Annotated in this window: 19 protein-coding genes; 17 read left to right on the forward strand and 2 right to left on the reverse strand. The window is 37.4% G+C overall.

Translation table 11 applies throughout. The features are described from left to right. Positions 1-124 precede the first annotated feature (124 nt). From ACYQ21_RS05520 to ACYQ21_RS05550, 7 genes are all read left to right on the forward strand, one after another. Positions 125-700, forward strand: a complete 576-nt coding sequence (locus ACYQ21_RS05520) for a hypothetical protein (protein ID WP_460056165.1) — start codon at positions 125-127, stop codon at positions 698-700. A gap of 20 nt (positions 701-720) precedes the next feature. After that, positions 721-1,404: a hypothetical protein gene (locus ACYQ21_RS05525; RefSeq protein ID WP_460056167.1), complete on the forward strand. Its 684-nt coding sequence runs from the start codon at positions 721-723 to the stop codon at positions 1,402-1,404. A 16-nt stretch (positions 1,405-1,420) separates the two neighbouring features. Then, entirely contained in the window at positions 1,421-2,122 is a 702-nt protein-coding gene (locus tag ACYQ21_RS05530) for a hypothetical protein (RefSeq protein ID WP_460056170.1), read from the forward strand. Between the two features lie 81 nt (positions 2,123-2,203). Beyond that, positions 2,204-2,431: a hypothetical protein gene (locus ACYQ21_RS05535; RefSeq protein WP_460056172.1), complete on the forward strand. Its 228-nt coding sequence runs from the start codon at positions 2,204-2,206 to the stop codon at positions 2,429-2,431. A gap of 16 nt (positions 2,432-2,447) precedes the next feature. Continuing rightward, positions 2,448-3,077, forward strand: a complete 630-nt coding sequence (locus ACYQ21_RS05540) for a hypothetical protein (RefSeq protein WP_460056175.1) — start codon at positions 2,448-2,450, stop codon at positions 3,075-3,077. A gap of 364 nt (positions 3,078-3,441) precedes the next feature. Further along, on the forward strand, positions 3,442-3,702 hold the full coding sequence (locus ACYQ21_RS05545; RefSeq protein ID WP_460056178.1) for a hypothetical protein: 261 nt from the start codon (positions 3,442-3,444) through the stop codon (positions 3,700-3,702). A gap of 84 nt (positions 3,703-3,786) precedes the next feature. After that, a complete protein-coding gene (locus ACYQ21_RS05550; protein ID WP_460056180.1) occupies positions 3,787-4,119 on the forward strand; it encodes a hypothetical protein in 333 nt (110 codons plus the stop codon). Here the strand turns inward: ACYQ21_RS05550 and ACYQ21_RS05555 are convergent. Further along, entirely contained in the window at positions 4,093-4,641 is a 549-nt protein-coding gene (locus tag ACYQ21_RS05555; protein ID WP_460056252.1) for a DUF6037 family protein, read from the reverse strand. The two genes, ACYQ21_RS05550 and ACYQ21_RS05555, sit on opposite strands and share 27 nt — an antisense overlap. Positions 4,642-4,738: 97 nt before the next feature. On the opposite strand from ACYQ21_RS05555, the gene rpmH reads away from it, so the two are divergent. The 8 genes from rpmH (at position 4,739) to ACYQ21_RS05595 (ending at position 10,889) form a co-directional block, all read left to right on the forward strand. Continuing rightward, the gene (gene rpmH, locus ACYQ21_RS05560) at positions 4,739-4,873 is read left to right on the forward strand and encodes a 50S ribosomal protein L34 (RefSeq protein ID WP_460056182.1); all 135 of its coding nucleotides are present in this window, start codon (positions 4,739-4,741) and stop codon (positions 4,871-4,873) included. A 207-nt stretch (positions 4,874-5,080) separates the two neighbouring features. Then, positions 5,081-6,001 carry an aldo/keto reductase gene (locus ACYQ21_RS05565; protein ID WP_460056184.1) on the forward strand — a complete coding sequence of 307 codons (921 nt, stop codon included), beginning with the start codon at positions 5,081-5,083 and terminating at the stop codon, positions 5,999-6,001. 161 nt (positions 6,002-6,162) lie between these two features. Next, positions 6,163-6,429, forward strand: a complete 267-nt coding sequence (locus ACYQ21_RS05570; RefSeq protein WP_460056187.1) for an IreB family regulatory phosphoprotein — start codon at positions 6,163-6,165, stop codon at positions 6,427-6,429. After that, positions 6,429-6,851, forward strand: coding sequence for a Holliday junction resolvase RuvX (ruvX, locus tag ACYQ21_RS05575; RefSeq protein WP_460056189.1), 423 nt, complete (start codon positions 6,429-6,431; stop codon positions 6,849-6,851). Before ACYQ21_RS05570 ends, ruvX begins: the two co-directional genes overlap by 1 nt. Before the next feature lie 19 nt (positions 6,852-6,870). Further along, a complete protein-coding gene (locus ACYQ21_RS05580; RefSeq protein WP_460056192.1) occupies positions 6,871-7,200 on the forward strand; it encodes a DUF1292 domain-containing protein in 330 nt (109 codons plus the stop codon). 143 nt (positions 7,201-7,343) lie between these two features. Further along, entirely contained in the window at positions 7,344-8,867 is a 1,524-nt protein-coding gene (locus ACYQ21_RS05585; RefSeq protein WP_460056194.1) for a hypothetical protein, read from the forward strand. 85 nt (positions 8,868-8,952) lie between these two features. Beyond that, positions 8,953-10,041: a hypothetical protein gene (locus ACYQ21_RS05590; protein WP_460056196.1), complete on the forward strand. Its 1,089-nt coding sequence runs from the start codon at positions 8,953-8,955 to the stop codon at positions 10,039-10,041. A gap of 107 nt (positions 10,042-10,148) precedes the next feature. Then, on the forward strand, positions 10,149-10,889 hold the full coding sequence (locus ACYQ21_RS05595) for a hypothetical protein (protein WP_460056198.1): 741 nt from the start codon (positions 10,149-10,151) through the stop codon (positions 10,887-10,889). Positions 10,890-11,053: 164 nt separating this feature from the next. Here the strand turns inward: ACYQ21_RS05595 and ACYQ21_RS05600 are convergent, their stop codons facing one another. Beyond that, the gene (locus tag ACYQ21_RS05600; protein WP_460056200.1) at positions 11,054-12,301 is read right to left on the reverse strand and encodes an MFS transporter; all 1,248 of its coding nucleotides are present in this window, start codon (positions 12,299-12,301) and stop codon (positions 11,054-11,056) included. Between the two features lie 148 nt (positions 12,302-12,449). On the opposite strand from ACYQ21_RS05600, the gene ACYQ21_RS05605 reads away from it, so the two are divergent. Both ACYQ21_RS05605 and codY read left to right on the forward strand, forming a co-directional pair. Next, positions 12,450-13,664, forward strand: a complete 1,215-nt coding sequence (locus tag ACYQ21_RS05605; protein ID WP_460056202.1) for a pyridoxal phosphate-dependent aminotransferase — start codon at positions 12,450-12,452, stop codon at positions 13,662-13,664. 107 nt (positions 13,665-13,771) lie between these two features. Then, entirely contained in the window at positions 13,772-14,560 is a 789-nt protein-coding gene (gene codY, locus ACYQ21_RS05610; RefSeq protein WP_460056204.1) for a GTP-sensing pleiotropic transcriptional regulator CodY, read from the forward strand. The last annotated feature ends 71 nt before the right edge of the window (positions 14,561-14,631 follow it).

A 14,631-nucleotide genomic window follows, 5' to 3' on the forward strand; every position in this document is an offset into this window, starting at 1 on the left:
CCAGTCGATGGTTGATTACTGTACATCAAAAGAAGGGTGTACAAGACTTGAATCACTAGGTTACAAAATAACCGATATAGACAATATGGTTACTGTTAGTTGGGAAAAATGAAGGGAGAATTAAATGCCAGAAGATATCTTTTTTGACATTAATCAATCTATTACAAAATTCATAATTCTATTTTCAAGGATAATGTTGCCACTTATGTTGTTGGGGTTAATTTCTATAATATTAAGATTTATACTATCTCTTGTTATACACGATGATTTTAAACGGAGCCGTTCTGATTTATCTACAACTAGGGATAGTGTATTTAAACCGATTACACCATTATCGCAGTTCACAGCAAAACATGAAGCTGAAATCATTAAGGTAGGCGCAAAAAAATCTGATTTTAAAGCATATGCTCTACAGGAACTAGAGACATTTTTTGAAAATGAGCATATTAGACATCAAGATATTTTAGCTGATAAAACAGGAAATTATAGTATAAGAGTGAAACAAAACTCACGAGAAGCGATGATGACAATCTATGCGGAGATTTTAAAGTCTTTCAAAAGGGTCTATTGTGAGAAAAGAGAAAAGGAATTGAAAATAGATCAAGATTTCAATGCTCTTCAAAATCAAGAGATTGATATTGCCATCACTGTTTATGACAAATGGAAAGACATACCCAATAAATACAAAGTGCAAAAGTAGAAAAGTGGAAAAGTAGAAATATGACTAAGCAAAACAAAGGAAAAATAATAACCCTGGTATTGAGTGCAGTTGTTGGGACTACCATAGGGGTATCATACGCTTTGGGCAATCATCAACTCCATCTGCCTCAATTTATTGTAGAAGCCAATATGACGAAATTAGCCCCAGGGAAACATTTTCTATCAAAGTATGAAGCAGCAGGCAAGAAAGTAGTAGCTGATATACTTATAGAGGCTAAAAATCAATCAGAAGTTTTTGGAAGTAAAACCTACACGATTGACCCTGATGCCAAAGAAAACAACGATAAAAAAGAAGTTCAATTTGATAAATTTCTCTTTACAGAGCTTGGTTTGAGAGTTCTTGATACTAAGCATTATACAGAAATTAAATTTTCAACTGCTATGGATTTCGAGAAACAAAGTTTATCAATCCTTCAAACAAATGTAGATTTCTTTAGGTATGACTATGATTCGAAATCAGGTCTGACAACACGAAACACTGAGTACTTGAAAAAAGATTTAGTCGGTCTATGCGTTGTTCATGGCAGTAAAGACGTGACCGATAAAGGGACTTTAAAAATAAAGAACGGCTTGATTACTTGGAAAATGAACGAGGATGAACTTAAACGTGTCAATGATAATACCTCTGATGATGATTTCTTCTTTTTCATCTTCCAGACGAAACCTAAAACGGCGATAAAATAGTGAAAGAGGGCGAAAAATGGATAAGTACACCTATTCAGAATATTTGAAGGCAATTAGTAAAATTCCTAAAAATAATCAGCTGGCTCATACCATAGGTTTGATTGCTTTTAGCTTAATAGTGATAATCATACTGTTATTCTTTATCATGCTTTATGACGATTATCTAGATAGGGACATGATCATCGTACTGCTTATTCCTTTACCTGTGCTAGCCATTATATTGATTATTTGCCTGTGTTCAGGAGGGTTTAGAACTTCCAAATATAAAGGGATGCCAAAATCTGAGATACAAAAAACATATTTAACTCAGGCAAAAAAGATAGAGACTAGCGAGTCAATTCCAATCTATAACTTAAACACGACCAACTCACAAGAAATCAATGGTCATGTTTCAGGCGGCTTTCTGTTTGTCTATGGCAGCGTTGAAACCTCAAGCAAAAGAGATTATAGGTATGTGGTTAAAGAAACGGATGGCTATCAATTTTTGAACCTAAAAGATGAATATAGTCTATCTAGTGATAAGCAGGTCTTCATCAATGAAACGACTGAAAGTCCTGCTTTGGTAATTAAAAAGCAGACATATGAAGATAAGCGCTTTGATAAACTCTTGAGGGAATTTAACAGTAGTCGTTGGTCTCACTTCAAGCCTCTTTCAGATGAAAAATTTATTTTCAATGTACCTAAGGGTTCAGTAGTTAATTCGTTTGAGGCAAAGTGATAAAAAAACATTATCGTAAAAGTGGAAAATTACACTTTTACACCAAAGATGAGCTAGAAATATGATAAAATGGAGTAAAAGATGGTACTAACAAATGAGCTAGATAAGGTGCTAGAACACCTTGAGCGAGAACAAAGGTGTGCGATACCATTTAGTGGCTTAGTATATGGTAGGTCGTTGACTAGACTTGGATTAGATGACGAGTTCTGGATGTCTGAATTACGTGAGCGGATACGTAGAAACGGGCATCCTAAATATGAACTGGTGCTTTATAAAACTATGCCGCTAGTTATCGTCGGAAATAATTAATAAAGGGAGAGAAAACATGAACTTGATCACAAAAATTCAAAATACAACGTTGAAACAACGTATTGTTGCAGGTGTCGTAGTTCTAGCCTTGATTGGCTTAGGTGCTGGTGTGACCGTACACAACAAAAATGTCGCAACTCAAAAAGCCGAGGCTAAGCAAGAAAAACTTACGGCGGATAAAAAAGCCAAAGAGAAAAAGGCTGCAGAGAAAGCGAAGTTTGAGGCTGAAAACAAGGCTAAACTGAAAGCATTAGCGGCTAAAAAAGAGGCTGATGCCAAGGCGAAGGCTGAAGCGGATAAAAAAGCTAAAGAAAAAGCTGAAGCGGATGCTAAGGCAAAGGCTGAAGCGGAAAAAACTGCTCAAGCTCAAGCCGAACAGGAACAGGCAGAACAACAAGCACAAGCTGCAGCGCAGGCAGAAGCGCAACCTGAACAAGGTTATGCCCAACCAGCTTACACTGAACCTGCTTATATAGCGCCAACCCCTCAAGCTCCTGCGCCTGCACAACCTTCTACTGGTGGTGGCGGTCAGGGTGCATACGATAATCGAACTCAGGCAGATCGTGATAGAGATGCCTGGAATGCTAGTCAACCAGTAGACCATACTAAACCTAATCCTAATGATCCATGGGCGCCTAAACAATAAATACTCCTACAAAAAGAGAAGTCAAATGAGATGACCTCTCTTTTTTGTTACCTCATGAAAGGAATACAATATGAAAACAATCTTCAACCTCTTCAAAACAACTATAGCCGGTATACTTTGCTTGTTTACTTTTTTTACAGGTTTCCTTGTGTTTCTTGCCTTGTCTCATATTATTCTAGACAAATTTCCAGATAACACTTTCTTTCTTGTACTATCTCTTTTCTTAGTGCTTCTCATAACATCAATTTTAACTGTAACGGTCTTCATTATCTGCAACTTCTTCCTTTTCTTAGCACAATATGAACCTATCTATAAGATGACCTTTTGGGAAGCTTTTTTGGATTATTTAGAAGATATAACCTAAATGATTAGAAAGAAAAATAGAAAGAAAAATAGAATGAATAAGCTAAACCAAGAGGTGCTAAGAACAACGAAAGATATAATGAGCCTTTTCGGCAATATGTTTGTGGCTATTATGTTTTTACTACCTTTGAGCTCTAATTATAGAGTAGGTATTATATTTTTGATTTTCTTATTTGCCGTTTTTACTATCAATCTTCTTATTTTTATTTTTTATAGATTTAAAGATGAAAAACACGATGGCAATGATAACAGACACAAATAACCAGACCGAAACGTCGTTAAACTAAGGCATGAGGAATCTTGATAGGTTTCTCTTTTTTATAGATGAAAGGAAATTTAAACGGATATGAAAGAAAAAATAATGGAGTATACTTTCAAAAGAGTTGAAAATATTAGTCAAGAACCTGTGTTGATTAGATATCCCCAGAAGTATTATGACATTTTAGAGCGAGACGATAATCCTGAAGAAAGAAAAGAGTACCGTTTTCCAAAAGCAGAATATTTCTCGCCTTTTCGCTGTTTTAAAGATGTTTTTATAGATGACAAAGAAATTCAATCAAATCCTATCTATGACAACGTATTCCTTTGGACTACTTATGATGTAAACGGAAACGTCATTCAAAATCCAAGCGGTGTTTTAAGCCGAGATGAGTTAGTTGTTTTTGAACCTGATATTTAAATCATCAAGATACTGTGTTTTCTCTGTCTCTGCATTTTTTGGTTGATCTGTGAAACGCACGCTAATATTTTTATCTTTGATGAGTTCAAAAAGATTTGGTAATAATTTTTTTACTTTATCTCTATTCTCTTTTGAATATCTTTTACCTGATTTAGAGGTATTCCAATTTACCATACTGTAATAGTAGATGGCGTCAGGATTATTTAATTTATACAATCTTGTTACCATTTCACGATTTTGAGTGGTGTTAAATTTTCTTGGTTTTGAATTTTCATCAATATATTTAAAAAGATTAAAAGGTTTGAATCTATTATTAGGATCGTATTTTATTTCAAAAAAGGAAATTAATTTAGCATATAAGTCTTTTTCAGTATAAGTTTCAATAGAAAAATTATCATCAATATCTAGTAATAATTCTTCTTGTGTACCAACTTTGGCAAAATATAAATTCATCTCATCTTCTTCATTGCGTGATAGAAAGATGAAGTTGACCTTGACAAATGCTTGTAAAAACGATAGAATATTAAAGTATGTTTAGTAACTGATCAAAAGCCTAGGCTAGACATAGGCTTGTTGGTTTGCCGACAAGCAAAAATTCTGTACAGGAGGAAGAAACATCATGAAACGTACTTTTCAACCAAGTAAACGTAAACGTCAAAAAACACACGGTTTCCGTAAACGTATGTCTACTAAAAACGGTCGTCGTGTCGTTGCCAGTCGTCGTCGTAAAGGCCGCACAGTTTTGACTGCATAAAATACGATAAAAAGAACATAGATACTCGAGCCTATGTTCTTTTTTGTTGTCATTTGTGTGTTATAGGCGAGGTAGATCTGATTTGAAAGCGGAGTTTATTAAGTAAACATAATGGCGTGTAAAATATATATAGTTTTTGTGAGCATATTTATCAAACTTTTGATACAATAGTAATGGAAACGATTACAAATAAGAAAGGCTCTTACCATGAAAAAAATTAAAATCGCCAATACGGATATGACGGCTAGTCAAATTGTGCTAGGTTGTATGCGAATCAATGAAGCGGGTAAAAATCCTGTGGCAATTATTCAGACAGCTTATGATAATGGCATCAATTTCTTTGATCATGCGGATATCTATGGCAAAGGCGAATGCGAAACGATTTTCGCTAAAGCATTGAAAGACACGCGTATCTCACGCTCAGATATTTATCTGCAATCAAAAGTTGGGATTAGACCAGGGATTGCTTTTGATTTTTCAAAACAACATATCATTGAAGCGGTAGAAGGCTCATTGAAACGTTTGGACACAGATTATCTGGATGCGCTACTTTTACATCGTCCAGATACCTTGGTTGAACCTGAAGAAGTTGCGGAAGCCTTTTCTCAGCTTGAAAAAGCTGGTAAAGTTCGTGCCTTTGGGGTATCCAATCAAAACCCTGGTCAAATTGAACTCCTGAAAACAGCGGTTAAACAGCCACTCAATATCAATCAACTTCAATTTGGTTTGAAACACACGGGCATGGTTGATGTTGGCATCAATGTCAATATGGAAAATCAGGCAGGTCTGGCTCGGGATGGTGGTATTCTGGAATATTCACGCATTCACGACATGACGATTCAGGCTTGGTCACCTTTCCAATATGGTTTCTTTGAGGGTGTCTTTGTCGGAAACGCTGAAAAATTCCCTGAACTCAATGCTAGATTGGTAGAACTTGCAGACCAATATAACGTGACGCCATCTGGTATCGCTGTTGCCTTCATCAATCGTCACCCTGCTAAGATGCAAACGATTCTTGGCACGATGACACCCTCGCGTATCATTGAAGCGACAGAAGCTGCGGATATTGTGTTGACGCGTGAAGAATGGTATAGCCTCTACATGGCAGCAGGTAATATCCTACCATAAGTCCTTGAAATGCCAGAGATTTTCCGATAGATTGGAAAATTTCGGCATTTTCTTTATTTAGAGATGATAAATCGCTAAAACAAAGAGTATTGTTTGAATTTTTAGCAAAAATAACTTATAATGAAACTAAGGCAATAAATTACAGAAGTGAGGTGACAGATATGAGTTTTACAGATGAAACAGTTCGTTTCGAGTTTGATGACTCGAGCAAAAAAGAAATTGGCGAAACACTTGTCAGTGTCTACCAGTCTCTCGGTGAAAAAGGTTACAACCCGATTAACCAAATGGTCGGTTATGTGTTATCAGGCGATCCAGCTTATATTCCGCGCCACAACGATGCTAGAAACAAAATCCGTCGTTTTGACCGAGATGATATCGTTGAAGAATTAATTAAAAATTATCTTAAGGATCAAGGTGTCGCACTTTGATGCAACGGTTAATGGGATTAGACGTCGGTAGTGTGACTGTCGGCGTGGCCGTCAGCGACTTGTTAGGATATACAGCTCAGCCTATTGAGACGATTCGGATTAACGAGTCAAAATCAGATTATGGATTTGAGCGTTTGGCAGAACTTGTCAAAGAATATCAACCCACAAAATTTGTCTTAGGCCTGCCGAAACACATGAATAATGACGAAGGCATTCGGGCACAAGCCAGTCGTCATTATGGTAATTTGTTGTTGGAAGAATTTGGTATTCCTGTTGACTATCAAGATGAACGGCTCACGACAGCTCAGGCAGAGAAAATATTAATTCAAGGGCACACACGTCGTGAAAATCGCAAAAAATACATTGATAAATTGGCGGCTGTTCTGATTTTACAGAACTATCTTGATAGCCACACGTTATAAACTAGATTACGGAGCAAAAATGACTGAACAGACACATGATCATGATCATGACCACAATCACGAACATGAACAAGAATTTATCACTTTGGTAGATAATCAAGGCAATGAAACTTTATTTGAAATTCTCCTGACAATCGATGGTCAAGAAGAATTCGGAAAAAACTATGTTTTGGTTGTACCAGCTGGTGTGGAAGAAGATGAAAATGGTGAAGTTGAAATCCAAGCTTACGCTTACACACAAAATGAAGATGGTACTGAGGGTGACCTCTTGCCAATCCCAGAAGATGCAAATGAAGAATGGGATATGATTGAAGAAGTCTTTAATACTTTTGTGGAAGAACAAGACTAAATTTATATCTGATGATGGCGTTAGAAGCACAAATCTGATTTTTAGAGCAAGTTTTAAAGTGTCTGAGAGCTTGTCATCATGTGAAAATAGTAACACATGGAAGATATCCTCAAAGCGAGGTTATGAATAGGAAAGGATAATACATGGCTGGAAAGTGGCAATTTGGGTTTTCACCTAAATTAAGTCAGAGTGAACTTGAGAAAGTATTGGCAAGTGCATATGAAGATGAGATTAAAGAATTAGATAAAAAATATACAGCGGAAATTGCGGCGTTAACAAAGCAGTTGGAAACATTTAAGGCAGAAAAAAGTAATTTTAATAGTGCTGAAATTAAGTTGTTGAAACGCAATATTGAAGCTCTAGAAGCAGAACTTGGTGAGAAAAAGGAGCTCCAAAAAGCTTTAGAAGATAGTTTCAACTTACTCAAGGAGCAAAAGGGTGTAGTTGTTGAAACTAAAACTCAGTTAGAAAATTCACAGAGTGAACTCGCATCGCTTCAAGGTCTATATAATGCTTTGAAGGAACAATCAGATAAAAAAGATATAGAATTTGCACAGTTTAAGCTGTTTGTGGCTGAAAATTCACAGGAACCATTGACACCAGAACAAGTTGCAGCTTTGCGGGTTAAGGTAGCGCAGCAAGAAGTATTGAGAACTGAAAGCAACGCCAAGAGTGATTTGATTGAGGAACTCAAAACTGAACTTGCGCAACTCAAAGCATCGAGTGTCAAGAAAATTCTAGCACAAGAAGAGTCTATTGTTGCTTTAAAAGCGGAGTTTGTAGCTCTTCAATCTCAAAAAGTCGTTTCGGAAACTTCAGTGACGGAAGGTGAGGAAGCTCTACAAGCCCAAGAAGATTTAGTTTCTCAATTGCGAACTGACTTGACAACCCTTCAGGCGCAGCATGCAGAACTTGAAGCAAGTGATGTTGCTAAATCCAAAACACTTGAAGAAAAAGTATCAGCTCTACAAGCCCAAGAAGATTTAGTTTCTCAATTGCGAACTGACTTGACAACCCTTCAGGCGCAGCATGCAGAACTTGAAGCAAGTGATGTTGCTAAATCCAAAACACTTGAAGAAAAAGTATCAGCTCTACAAGCCCAAGAAGATTTAGTTTCTCAATTGCGAACTGACTTGACAACCCTTCAGGCGCAGCATGCAGAACTTGAAGCAAGTGATGTTGCTAAATCCAAAACACTTGAAGAAAAAGTATCAGCTCTACAAGCCCAAGAAGATTTAGTTTCTCAATTGCGAACTGACTTGGCGACTCTTCAAGCACAACAAACGGTTTCTAAGAATGATATCGCTGATATCTTAGTAGGTGCCAAACTTCAAGCCAAAACAATTCTTCAGGCTGCACAAGAACAGAAAGAGGACATTGTGGCAGCCGCTAGACAAGAAGCAAAAGATATTGTAAGGGCAACAGATGAACGTGTTGAATTGTCAAAAGTTCAAGCAGAAAATACGATTCAAGAAGCAGACAAACGGGTAAGTGTAGCTGTTACTGCTGCTGAAAAACGCGTAGCTGCCGCAACAGAGCGCCTAGAGTTCTTGAAGCGTGAGGGGGATAGCTACTATCGTAAATTATCCGAATTGGCGACGGGGAATTCAGAATTTTTGCGTCAAGTCAAGGAAAAAGCGATATCATTGGCGCCAGAAATAGATTAGTCTTGTTTAAAAGCTATTAGTCATGAAAATGAATGTTTTTGTGATAAGCCAGATGTAAACAAAGTAAGGATATGTGAGATAAGGTATGGTAGAAAAAAAAAGTGGTTTGCTGAAGTATTTGGCTACGAGTTTTAAAGCTGATTCTTCAGACTCTCATGTAGAAAATACAGAACTTGAAGGAACAGAAAAGTCAGAGGCGCTTCAAACCCAAGACGATTTGTTTGCGCAACTTAAAATTGATTTTTCAGATCTTCAGGCACAAAATGTTAAGTTATTAGAACGAGCAGAAAAATCAGAAGCTGAGCTTGTGCAATTAAAAGAGCTTGTTGCTATCAATACGCAAGAGCAGGCGACTGTTTTAGAAAATCAAGTAGCAGAACAACAAGCGTTTGAGGAAGAAAAAAATACACAACTTGAAACATTGAAAAATAGAGTAACAGTACTAGAAGCAGAAGTTTCTGAAAAAGAGAATGAGGTCAATTTACAAAGTGAGTTGGTAACTAGTCTTAAAACTGAGTTGGCAAATGCACAAGATGAATCTGCCACAATGCAGTCACAATTAGCAGAGCAAGAAGCATTAGCTTTGGAAAATAAGAAGTTACAAGAACGGATAGGTGAGGTGGAAACACGCACGGAAGAAGCAAAGGAGTTATCAGTGAGTGAACATAACGAAGAATTAGAAAAGTATAAATTGGAAGTCGAAAGACTAAAGGAAGAGCTAGATAAAAACAATAGGAAGGTGGCAGAGTTGTTAGCTCTTCAAGAACAACAAGCAAATTCTGATAATACTGGTATCTCTAAAGATGACATTGCTGATATCTTGATTAATGCTAAAGTTCAAGCTAAAACAATTATTCAAGCAGCACAAGAACAGAAAGAAAGTATTGTGGATGCTGCTAAACAAGAGGCGACAGATATTGTAAAGGCAACAGATGAACGCGTTGAATTATCAAAAGTTCAAGCAGAAAATACAATCCAAGAAGCTGAAAAACAGGCGACGTCAGTTATTGAAGCAGCTGAAAAACGTGTGTCTGAAGCATCAGAACGTTTAGAGTTCTTAAAACATAAAGGAGACAGCTACTACCGCAAATTATTTGAATTGGCGACAGATAATTCAGAATTTTTACGTCAGATTAAAGAAAAAGCAGCAACATTTGAGCCAGAAGAAGAGTAGTCTAGTCAAAAATCACTTGTTTAAAAATGAGTATTTTTTGTATGAGCAGAAAATGCAATAATGTTTTTTAGTTTTGAAGTTGTCGCAAACAAGTAAGGATAAAAAGTATGTTAGTAAAGAAGAGTTTGTTGATGAAATATTTTGTGGTTCTCTTCGCCTTATTTGTTGGGCGTTCCCATGTTCAAGCGAGTAGTGGAGCTGGTATATCTGATAGAGAGGAAGTTATTTCCTCTGGCGTTAATCAACAGTTAGACACGACTCGTTTCGATGTTCAAGAAACAAGTGATGGATATAGACTTCAATATCAGATTCTAGAAACTATAAAAAATACTTGGTGGAATGAAACAGACGTTGAAGGAGAAGTGACAGTTATCAGACTAGATGACCAAAAAGAAGTCGCTAGAAAAACATATGCTGTATTACCAGAAGGACAAGTGATGATTTTGTTCAAAGATTTTTATAGTACGGATAAAAAATTCCCTAAAAATTCTCAGCTAATGGTATATTTTTCTGAGTTAGACGAAGAGGCTGGGGCAACACCTATTAGCACACTTGTTATGACTCAGGAAAATTGGGATAACTTACGGAATATTTTAAAACCCTCTCCTTCTGAAAGAAAATCTGAGACAAAAGCCCAAGATAAACGGGAAACGTTAAGTCAAAAGCAAGCTAAACCGTATTCAGTAGTGTCAACAAAACGTAAAGTTTTATTGCTGATTGGTGCTGTAGTATTAATCGGATTGTTCATATTCCGTTTAATTTTAGTTCAAGGCTATAAGAAACAATTAAAGATAGAGCTTGAAGAACAGATAAGGACACGTATTGCTGAACGGAATAAAAATAAATAGCAATTATATACTAGAAAAACTCTGAATAATCGGAGTTTTTTGGTTTTATGGAAAAATAGTGAGAAAAAATCCTTCCATCTATTCTAACGTAGTAACGTTATAAGAATTAGAGGGAAGGAGCGTGTTTACTCGTTTACTAAGAATAAAAAGGACATAAGTGCAAATTATGAGCTATCATCTTCTTTGATATGTGTCATAACGGTCATGTGGTCAAGGTTTTTGATGTCAGGTAATAGCATGCTTGCGATATTACCAATAAAGATACTGATACCGGCAATGATCAGGAGTGGCGGGATGCCTAAGGTTTCAGCAAGTGGTGCCGCAAAAATTAGACCAATCGGACTAGCCATGGAAACCATAGCTTGCGTAATCCCCATCACTCGTCCGGTTTGCTTGGCAGGAAAAGCTTGTTGAACAATGGACATGAAGAGACCATTTGCTGCCATAAATCCGATGCCAGCAGGGAGCTGTAAGGCAATAAAAAGCCAAAGCCCATGTCGATTGTCAGGTAAAAAGCCCATGAGAGTGAAAGCAATGCCTGCCAGATAATACCACATGACACCGATTGTCAATCGTCGTTTTGTTGTGGCGAAGAGACCGATGAGCAACCCGCCAAGAAGCGAGCCGATAGACCAAAAGACTTCCACGATAGAGGCATCTGAAATACTTCCATGAAAATAAGTGGTAGTAATCAGGGGATAGAGTGAGAAAGCAGGCCAAGCAAACATGCCAATCAAGGTCGTAATGATTAAGAAATGGAAAATCCCTTTATGGTGTCTAACGAGTTTGAAACCTTCAACTAGTTCATGAATATAAGAGTTGGGGTTGTCAAGGTGTTCAAAACTTGGAATCTGTGCCATTAGTACTGTAATTGTTGCAATAATAGCACCAGCAACGTCCACTAGCATGATTTTGGAAATGGGAAGGAAGCTGTAAAAAAAAGCGCCGATAGCAGGTGTGACAATCATCGAAGCACTATTAAAAGCACCATTTAGACCACTGATTTTAGGGACAAAGGTTTCAGGAACAAGTGTTGGGATAATGGATTGGGTAGTTGGTGTCTGAATGGCACCTGCGAGACTTCTGATGAACATACCCACCCCTAATAACCAAAAAGGAAGCGGGCCGCCTTGACCATAGAAGGCCAAGATAATCGCAGCAAGTGCAACAATCCAGTCTCCAGATAGTAATAGAATTTTTTTGTTGAGGCGGTCGATTAGAGGCCAAATCAAGGGAGCGACAATAATGCCGGGCATAAGGGCGATAAGCATATACATAGCAAGTAAAGTTGGGCTTTCGGAACGGTCTGTCAAATACCAAATTAAAGCATACTGGGCAACCATACTTGTGAAAAAGGATAATTGTTGCCCAACAAATAGTGTAAAAAAATTATTTTTCCAATTCGTTTTCATATACTATAAATTCTACCAAAATATTGATCAATCCGAAATACTTTTGATTATTTAAAACGAAAAGTTTATAATAGATAAAACGAGAAAAATCAAATGTGTCAAAGATTCATTTGTTACAGCACCGTTTTCAATCGCTAAAGGAGTAGCCATGAAATTTTTTGATAAATCCGCTAAACTTGATGATGTTGCCTATGATATTCGGGGTCCAGTTTTGGATGAAGCGAATCGTATGCGAGCTAACGGCGAGAAAATTTTGCGTCTTAATACTGGTAATCCAGCCGAATTTGGCTTTACAGCACCTGATGAAGTGATCCGTGATTTGATCATGAATGCGCGGGACAGCGAGGGATATTCAGACAGTAAAGGAATCTTTAGCGCGCGTAAAGCGATTATGCAGTACTGCCAAGTGCTGAATTTTCCCAATGTTGATGTTGATGATATTTACATTGGGAATGGTGTGAGTGAACTCATTTCCATGTCCATGAATGGCCTGTTAAATACTGGAGATGAAGTTCTGGTGCCAATGCCGGATTATCCCCTTTGGACAGCATCAATTAGCTTGGCAGGTGGTCATGCAGTGCACTATCTCTGTGATGAGTCAGCGGAATGGTATCCGGATATTGTAGATATTAAGTCAAAAATCACGTCAAATACGAAGGCGATTGTCATTATTAATCCTAATAATCCAACGGGTGCTGTTTATCCACGCGAGGTTTTATTAGACATTGTTGAAATCGCACGTCAGAATGATTTGATCATCTTCTCAGATGAGATTTACGATCGTATCATCATGGATGGTATCAAGCACATCCCAATCGCGACCTTGGCACCAGATTTGTTTGTCGTGACCATGAATGGTTTGTCAAAATCACATCGAGTGGCTGGTTTCCGTGTCGGTTGGATGGTGCTGTCAGGGGGTAAAAGTCACGCCCAAGGCTATATTGAAGGTTTGAATATGTTAGCCAATATGCGGCTATGTTCAAATGTTCTGGCACAACAGGTCGTCCAAACATCACTAGGTGGCACGCAATCTGTTGATGAATTGTTGCTGCCGGGTGGTCGCATCTATGAACAACGTGAATTCATTTACAAAGCGATGAATGAAATTCCAGGAATTTCAGCGGTGAAACCGAAAGCGGCTTTCTACATCTTCCCTAAAATTGATGTCGCCATGTATAATATCCACGATGATGAACAATTTGTTTTAGATTTTCTCAAACAAGAAAAAGTCATGTTAGTTCATGGTCGTGGCTTCAATTGGAAAGATCCGGATCATTTTCGGATTGTTTATATGCCACGTGTTGATGAATTAGCACAAATTCAAGAGAAAATGACACGATTTTTGGCTAAATATCGCCAGTAAATTGTCTCAAAATAGAAAACAATAAATAATTTTCTGAATATTGTTGTATTTCTGATTTGTTCTTGTTATAATAAAGCTATAGAATATTTTTTGAAAATAGGAGAATTATGACTACATTATTAGAAAAAACAAGAAGAATTACGGCGATTTTGCAAGATGGACTCAACAATTCTAGCGAAGAATTACCGTATAACGGCTTATCAGAACGCTTATCAGCGGTAATTGATTGTAACTCTGTTGTCATTGACGGCAAGGGTGTTGTGCTTGGCTATGCCATGCCTTACAAGACAAACAATGACCGTGTTGAGGCGATGTTTGATGAACGCAAATTGTCAGATGAGTATGTTCAAGCGGCATCACGTACTTATGATACTGAGGCTAACTTGCCTGCAGATGCTCTGTTATCACTTTATCCACAAGAAGTTGTCAAAGATCATCCACATGGTAAAACAACGGTCGCGCCGATTTATGGTAGTGGCTTGCGTTTAGGGACATTTATCATCTGGCGCAATGAAGAAGCGTTTAATGATGATGATTTGGTCTTGGTTGAATTGGCAACGACGGTTATTGGGATTCAATTGTCAAATCTTCAAATCGAGAAGATGGAAGAAAATATCCGTAAATCTGCAGCTGTGAATATGGCAGTTAGCACCCTATCTTATTCTGAAATGAAAGCTGTTAAAGCAATCCTTGATGAATTAGGTGGGATTGAAGGTCGTTTGACAGCCTCTGTAATTGCTGATAAAATTGGTATTACACGTTCAGTGATTGTCAATGCCCTTCGTAAACTTGAGTCAGCTGGGATTATTGAATCTCGCTCACTTGGTATGAAGGGAACTTATCTTAAAGTTGTCAATTCAGGGATTTATGAAAAACTTGAAGGTCGTAACTTTTAAGCAATAAATATAGAAGTAAGCATAATCAAATCAGTTAAGAGAGCGCTTGAAGCTGGGAATAGCGCCTGATG

It is taken from the genome of Pseudolactococcus yaeyamensis (assembly GCF_054658615.1).

What these genes read in the sequence shown, in the direction of transcription:
- ACYQ21_RS05530 (WP_460056170.1), top strand. Translation starts at nt 1,421, where the DNA reads ATGGATAAGTACACCTATTCAGAATATTTGAAGGCAATTAGTAAAATT.
- ruvX (WP_460056189.1), top strand. Translation starts at nt 6,429, where the DNA reads ATGCAACGGTTAATGGGATTAGACGTCGGTAGTGTGACTGTCGGCGTG.
- ACYQ21_RS05570 (WP_460056187.1), top strand. Translation starts at nt 6,163, where the DNA reads ATGAGTTTTACAGATGAAACAGTTCGTTTCGAGTTTGATGACTCGAGC.
- ACYQ21_RS05585 (WP_460056194.1), top strand. Translation starts at nt 7,344, where the DNA reads ATGGCTGGAAAGTGGCAATTTGGGTTTTCACCTAAATTAAGTCAGAGT.
- codY (WP_460056204.1), top strand. Translation starts at nt 13,772, where the DNA reads ATGACTACATTATTAGAAAAAACAAGAAGAATTACGGCGATTTTGCAA.
- ACYQ21_RS05545 (WP_460056178.1), top strand. Translation starts at nt 3,442, where the DNA reads ATGATTAGAAAGAAAAATAGAAAGAAAAATAGAATGAATAAGCTAAAC.
- ACYQ21_RS05540 (WP_460056175.1), top strand. Translation starts at nt 2,448, where the DNA reads ATGAACTTGATCACAAAAATTCAAAATACAACGTTGAAACAACGTATT.
- ACYQ21_RS05580 (WP_460056192.1), top strand. Translation starts at nt 6,871, where the DNA reads ATGACTGAACAGACACATGATCATGATCATGACCACAATCACGAACAT.
- rpmH (WP_460056182.1), top strand. Translation starts at nt 4,739, where the DNA reads ATGAAACGTACTTTTCAACCAAGTAAACGTAAACGTCAAAAAACACAC.
- ACYQ21_RS05595 (WP_460056198.1), top strand. Translation starts at nt 10,149, where the DNA reads ATGTTAGTAAAGAAGAGTTTGTTGATGAAATATTTTGTGGTTCTCTTC.
- ACYQ21_RS05535 (WP_460056172.1), top strand. Translation starts at nt 2,204, where the DNA reads ATGGTACTAACAAATGAGCTAGATAAGGTGCTAGAACACCTTGAGCGA.
- ACYQ21_RS05520 (WP_460056165.1), top strand. Translation starts at nt 125, where the DNA reads ATGCCAGAAGATATCTTTTTTGACATTAATCAATCTATTACAAAATTC.
- ACYQ21_RS05590 (WP_460056196.1), top strand. Translation starts at nt 8,953, where the DNA reads ATGGTAGAAAAAAAAAGTGGTTTGCTGAAGTATTTGGCTACGAGTTTT.
- ACYQ21_RS05605 (WP_460056202.1), top strand. Translation starts at nt 12,450, where the DNA reads ATGAAATTTTTTGATAAATCCGCTAAACTTGATGATGTTGCCTATGAT.
- ACYQ21_RS05525 (WP_460056167.1), top strand. Translation starts at nt 721, where the DNA reads ATGACTAAGCAAAACAAAGGAAAAATAATAACCCTGGTATTGAGTGCA.
- ACYQ21_RS05565 (WP_460056184.1), top strand. Translation starts at nt 5,081, where the DNA reads ATGAAAAAAATTAAAATCGCCAATACGGATATGACGGCTAGTCAAATT.
- ACYQ21_RS05600 (WP_460056200.1), bottom strand. Translation starts at nt 12,301, where the DNA reads ATGAAAACGAATTGGAAAAATAATTTTTTTACACTATTTGTTGGGCAA.
- ACYQ21_RS05550 (WP_460056180.1), top strand. Translation starts at nt 3,787, where the DNA reads ATGAAAGAAAAAATAATGGAGTATACTTTCAAAAGAGTTGAAAATATT.